Source organism: Myxococcales bacterium (assembly GCA_022563535.1).
Taxonomy (GTDB): Bacteria; Myxococcota_A; UBA9160; order UBA9160; family UBA4427; genus DUBZ01.
Map to the genome: position 1 here is coordinate 1 of JADFNE010000144.1, position 4,088 is coordinate 4,088.

The following is a 4,088-nucleotide window of genomic DNA, read 5'->3' on the forward strand; positions in this document are numbered from 1 at the left end:
GTACATCGAATAAAAGGGGTGGTCGACGGTCCCGCGGTAGGACCAGTGCACTTCGCCACTCACGGGATCGAACTCTTCGACCACAGAACTTCTCGTGTTCATGTTGTTGGTGAACAGAAGCATGTTGCCATTGGGCAGTAGTTTCGGATCGTGCTGTCCGATTGGCGGTGTCCGGCGAACCCAGATGATCTGGCCGAGTCGGATGTCCAGGAGTGCAACGACGCCCATTCGATTCATGGAGAGCAACACGTTGCCTTTTGTGAAGCCCCGGCGTCGGTCCTCGCTGCGGTCGGAAGAAAGTACGGCAAGCGTGTTGGTGTGGAAAATATCACCGTTTCCACTCACGAGTTCCTTTTGCACCAGGTCGGCAAAGCGAGAAGTTTCGAAGGCCTGCAGCAATGACATCTCAATCTTCAGTTTGCCGTCCGAACTCAAGATGCTGATGAAGTCTTCGAGGATCGGTGCTTCGGAGTCAATCCTCGGGATGATTCGGGCTTTGCGAGTCAAGACGTAGATGTCTCCGTTGGACTGAACCTCGAGATCGTGGTGTGCGTTGAGCGGGTTCGACCATATGAGCTTCGAATCCTTGTCGATCTTGATGAGCCCCAGCCCTTCGAAGATTGCGAGGAGATCGCCGTTCTCGAAGATCGCAACTCGACGCCACCATGCGGCGTTCTCGTTGATGTCGAGGCGGCCGAAGGCCGCCTCGTAGGGGAATCGCCAACGATGAAGAATTCCGCCGTCCATGTCCATCAAGATCGCTTCGGGTGCGTGACCCGACGAAAAGAGGTTGTACCCCTGATGCGCTCGGTTACGGTCGTGCAGCGTCACGCCGCTCTTCCCGATTGCTCGCGATCCACGCAAATAGCCGATTGCCATCAGTTGATCGGCCAGCTCCGGGTCGATCTCCTCCTCGCCGGCGCTCGGGTGCTCGTCCTCGGGCTGTTCTTCACAGCCCAACGTATGGGTTGCGGCGAGTAGAGCGACAATCACAGCGGCGCGCCCGCAGATTGCGAAACCCCGCGAGCGATTCGAGCGAGTGGCGAACATGGTGATCGGAATCTCCGAACGTTTCCGTCTGTGGAGGTCGAGTCGAGAAGGTACACTAAGAACCTGCTCGGACCATTTTGAATCAGCAGGAGATGCGAGCCCCAATGGAATTGCTTCAGCAACCGAGCGCCGAGCGCGTTCACAAAGATGCAATCCGCATACGCTGGCGGGGCGAAGATGCGCGAGCCTCTGCGTCTGTCTATGTAGGCACAGATCCCGGCGCGATGTCCGGCGACCTCTCCGGTCGTGTAGTCGCGGGAAAATTGCAGGCGGGCGAAGTGATCCTGCAGGGCCTCGACCCGCGGACGCGACACTTCTTTAGACTGGATCCCGGCGGCGGTTTGCCGAGTCGCGTCATCGCAGAAAGATTGATGCCCTTCGAGGGGGCGCACAATTTCCGCGATCTTGGCGGATATGAGACCACCGACGGGCGGCGGGTTCGCTGGGGAAAGATCTACCGATCCGATCATCTCGCAGAACTGACTGAGCAAGATCTCGCGTATTTTTCTGAGCTCGGAATAAGACTGGTCTGCGATTTCCGCAGGGACGGGGAAATTGCCAAGCAACCCAATCGGATGCCGCAACACGATCCACCGATGCAGATCAATCCGTCCGTCTCGGGCACCTCTCTTCTACCGAACGAGATCGAAGCCGCGATCAGAGCCGGCAATCCGGGCCAGCTGGACTTTCGGCGGTTGTTGATCGACGGCAATCGCTTCATGGTGACTGAGGCCCTCGATCAGTATCGAACACTGATGAGAAGTCTCGAGCGCGAAGAGTGCGTGCCTCTGCTCTTTCACTGCACAGCGGGCAAGGACAGAACCGGGGTAGGAGCGGCATTGATCCTCCTGGCGCTCGGCGTACCGGAAGAAATAGTCATGCACGACTATCTGTTGACGGCGACCTACACCCACGACCGTGTCGAGCGAATGCTCGCAGGGCTTCGCTTCGACTCGCATTTTCGCGTAGATGCCGACGAAATCCGACCCCTCATGAGCGTGCGCCGCGAATTTCTACAGGCGGCCCTCGACGCCATACGAGACAAATTTGGGAGCGTCGATCACTATATGGATCAAGCGCTGCTGCTGAACGAGGAGCGACGCGACTCCCTCCGGTCGCGGTTGCTCGAGTGACTCCATAGACTAAGTGGAGCCACGGTGGAACCACGACACTGAAGGACGGCCGAAAAACATAGGAGCCTCCCCGATGACACGATCCATTCAGCCCACTTCCATCAATTTGGGCCAGCGATTTGAAGTGAGCCTGATTCGCGGCGCCATGGGAATGTTCAAGCTGATCTCGCGCTTGCGCAAACACCCGACTCCGCCGGCCCCAGTGAGTCTCCACAGCTATGGAGACCATCGAGCTGAAACGCTGCAATACATCCCTCGTAAGCCGGGATCGCCTGAGCGTGCAGCGGTTGTCTATCTTCACGGTGGTGGCTGGATCGCGGGCAAGAAAGAACTCTATACCAGCGACTTGTTCTTTCTAGCCGACCAGGGTTACCCGGTCTTCAATCTCGAATATCCCCTGGCCCCAGAGAATCCTCACCCGGCGATCTTGCGATCACTACTCCGCGCCCTCGAATGGATCCGGCAGAATCATCCCGAGTGCGAATCTGTGCACTTCATGGGCGATTCCGCGGGAGGAAACCTGGCGATGATGCTCGGTCTTCTGAGTCGAAACCCGGAGTCCATCCGAGAAATCAATCCATCGGGAACGCCTCGGACTGCACTGGGTTGTCACAGCGTGGTCTCTCTTTATGGCGTGCTCGACCGTCTTTCGTGGATCGACAACAAGTTTCCCATGTCCCGGGTCATGCTGGGTTCCTACGGCGGAAAAGCAGCCTTCGAGCGGGAGGTCGCTCCCAACCTTGCCATCACTCCGATGGATCTCAAATTCGATTCGGTTCCCCCGTGCTATCTGGTTGCAGGAACCAAAGATCAGCTTTGCGACTCCACCCGAATCTTCGCCAAGCGGCTCGAGGGCGAAACGAGCGAAGTGCTAGTCGGCATCTTCGAAGGTGAGAAGCACGGCTTCTTCAATTTTTCTTGGCGCCCGGCCTACCAGCAACTTCGAGCCGAAATTCTCGATTTTCTGCTGCGCAACGATCCAAGCCAGGCAGCAAACATCAAACCTGGAGGGCTCTGAGCATGGGCACGATCTTCGACAAGATTATCTCGGGAGAACTTCCTTCGTACAAAGTCTATGAAGACGAGCACGTCTACAGCTTTCTCGACATCAATCCAGTCGCCGAAGGCCACACCCTCGTCATCCCCCGCGAGGCCAAAGAAAGACTCCACGAACTGAGCGACGAGAGCGCCGCAGCGATCGGCAGGGCGCTTCCGCGCATCTGTCGCGCAGTCCTGAAGGCAACCGGCGCTGTCGACTACAACATTCTGCAAAACAACGGCGCCCCAGCGCACCAAGCAGTAATGCATGTCCACTTCCACATCATTCCGAGGTTCGCAGACCAGGGACTCGGTGTGGGGTGGAAGACGGCCCCCCTTGCGCCGTCCGACGCGGAAGAGTTGGTCGAAGCGATGCAGGAAAGTTTGTCGGGGGATGGGTAGGAGGGAACTGCTGTAGGTGTTGCGGGGCTTTGGGGGTGAGGCTTGGGGGCCTTGCTTTACTGAGCTTGTTGCCATTTGGGCAATGAGGGAAAGGGTGGTTTTCGGGATTGGTAGTTATTGATGGGCATTGCGGTGGCGCGGACAGTGAGTGAATGAAAGTTTACGGGTTGTAGTTGTGTTTATTTTGTTTATCTGACGCATTATTAGGTTGATAAGGGCGATGGTCCCTGCTATCGTCAAGGCATGGCAGTAATCAAGCAGCTCGAACTCGCTGACTATGTCTTGCAGAAGCGCATGACCTCTGGGCATGGGGGGCCGCGCAAAGGGGCTGGGGCCAAGCGGGTTGGGCGGGGCCAGGTGCCTCATCGACAACGAACTAGTTTTCAGAAACTCACTCCCGCCCATGTGACGTTGCGTGTTGTAAAGGGGCTCTCGAACCTTCGGCAACGATCACTCGTGATGGAA

At 57.3% G+C, this 4,088-nt stretch carries 4 protein-coding genes; 3 read left to right on the forward strand and 1 reads right to left on the reverse strand.

All coding sequences use genetic code 11. The features are described 5' to 3' along the window. On the reverse strand, positions 1-1,050 hold a 1,050-nt coding region (locus tag IH881_20320), incomplete at its 3' end, for an aryl-sulfate sulfotransferase (protein ID MCH7870044.1). Between the two features lie 104 nt (positions 1,051-1,154). Here IH881_20320 and IH881_20325 point away from each other — a divergent pair. The 3 genes from IH881_20325 to IH881_20335 all read left to right on the forward strand — a co-directional run bounded on the left by IH881_20325 (position 1,155) and on the right by IH881_20335 (position 3,623). Beyond that, positions 1,155-2,183, forward strand: coding sequence for a tyrosine-protein phosphatase (locus IH881_20325; protein ID MCH7870045.1), 1,029 nt, complete (start codon positions 1,155-1,157; stop codon positions 2,181-2,183). A gap of 73 nt (positions 2,184-2,256) precedes the next feature. Then, entirely contained in the window at positions 2,257-3,201 is a 945-nt protein-coding gene (locus IH881_20330; protein MCH7870046.1) for an alpha/beta hydrolase, read from the forward strand. 2 nt (positions 3,202-3,203) lie between these two features. Then, positions 3,204-3,623, forward strand: a complete 420-nt coding sequence (locus IH881_20335; protein MCH7870047.1) for an HIT family protein — start codon at positions 3,204-3,206, stop codon at positions 3,621-3,623. Positions 3,624-4,088: the final 465 nt, after the last annotated feature.

What these genes read in the sequence shown, in the direction of transcription:
- IH881_20335 (MCH7870047.1), top strand. Translation starts at nt 3,204, where the DNA reads ATGGGCACGATCTTCGACAAGATTATCTCGGGAGAACTTCCTTCGTAC.
- IH881_20325 (MCH7870045.1), top strand. Translation starts at nt 1,155, where the DNA reads ATGGAATTGCTTCAGCAACCGAGCGCCGAGCGCGTTCACAAAGATGCA.
- IH881_20330 (MCH7870046.1), top strand. Translation starts at nt 2,257, where the DNA reads ATGACACGATCCATTCAGCCCACTTCCATCAATTTGGGCCAGCGATTT.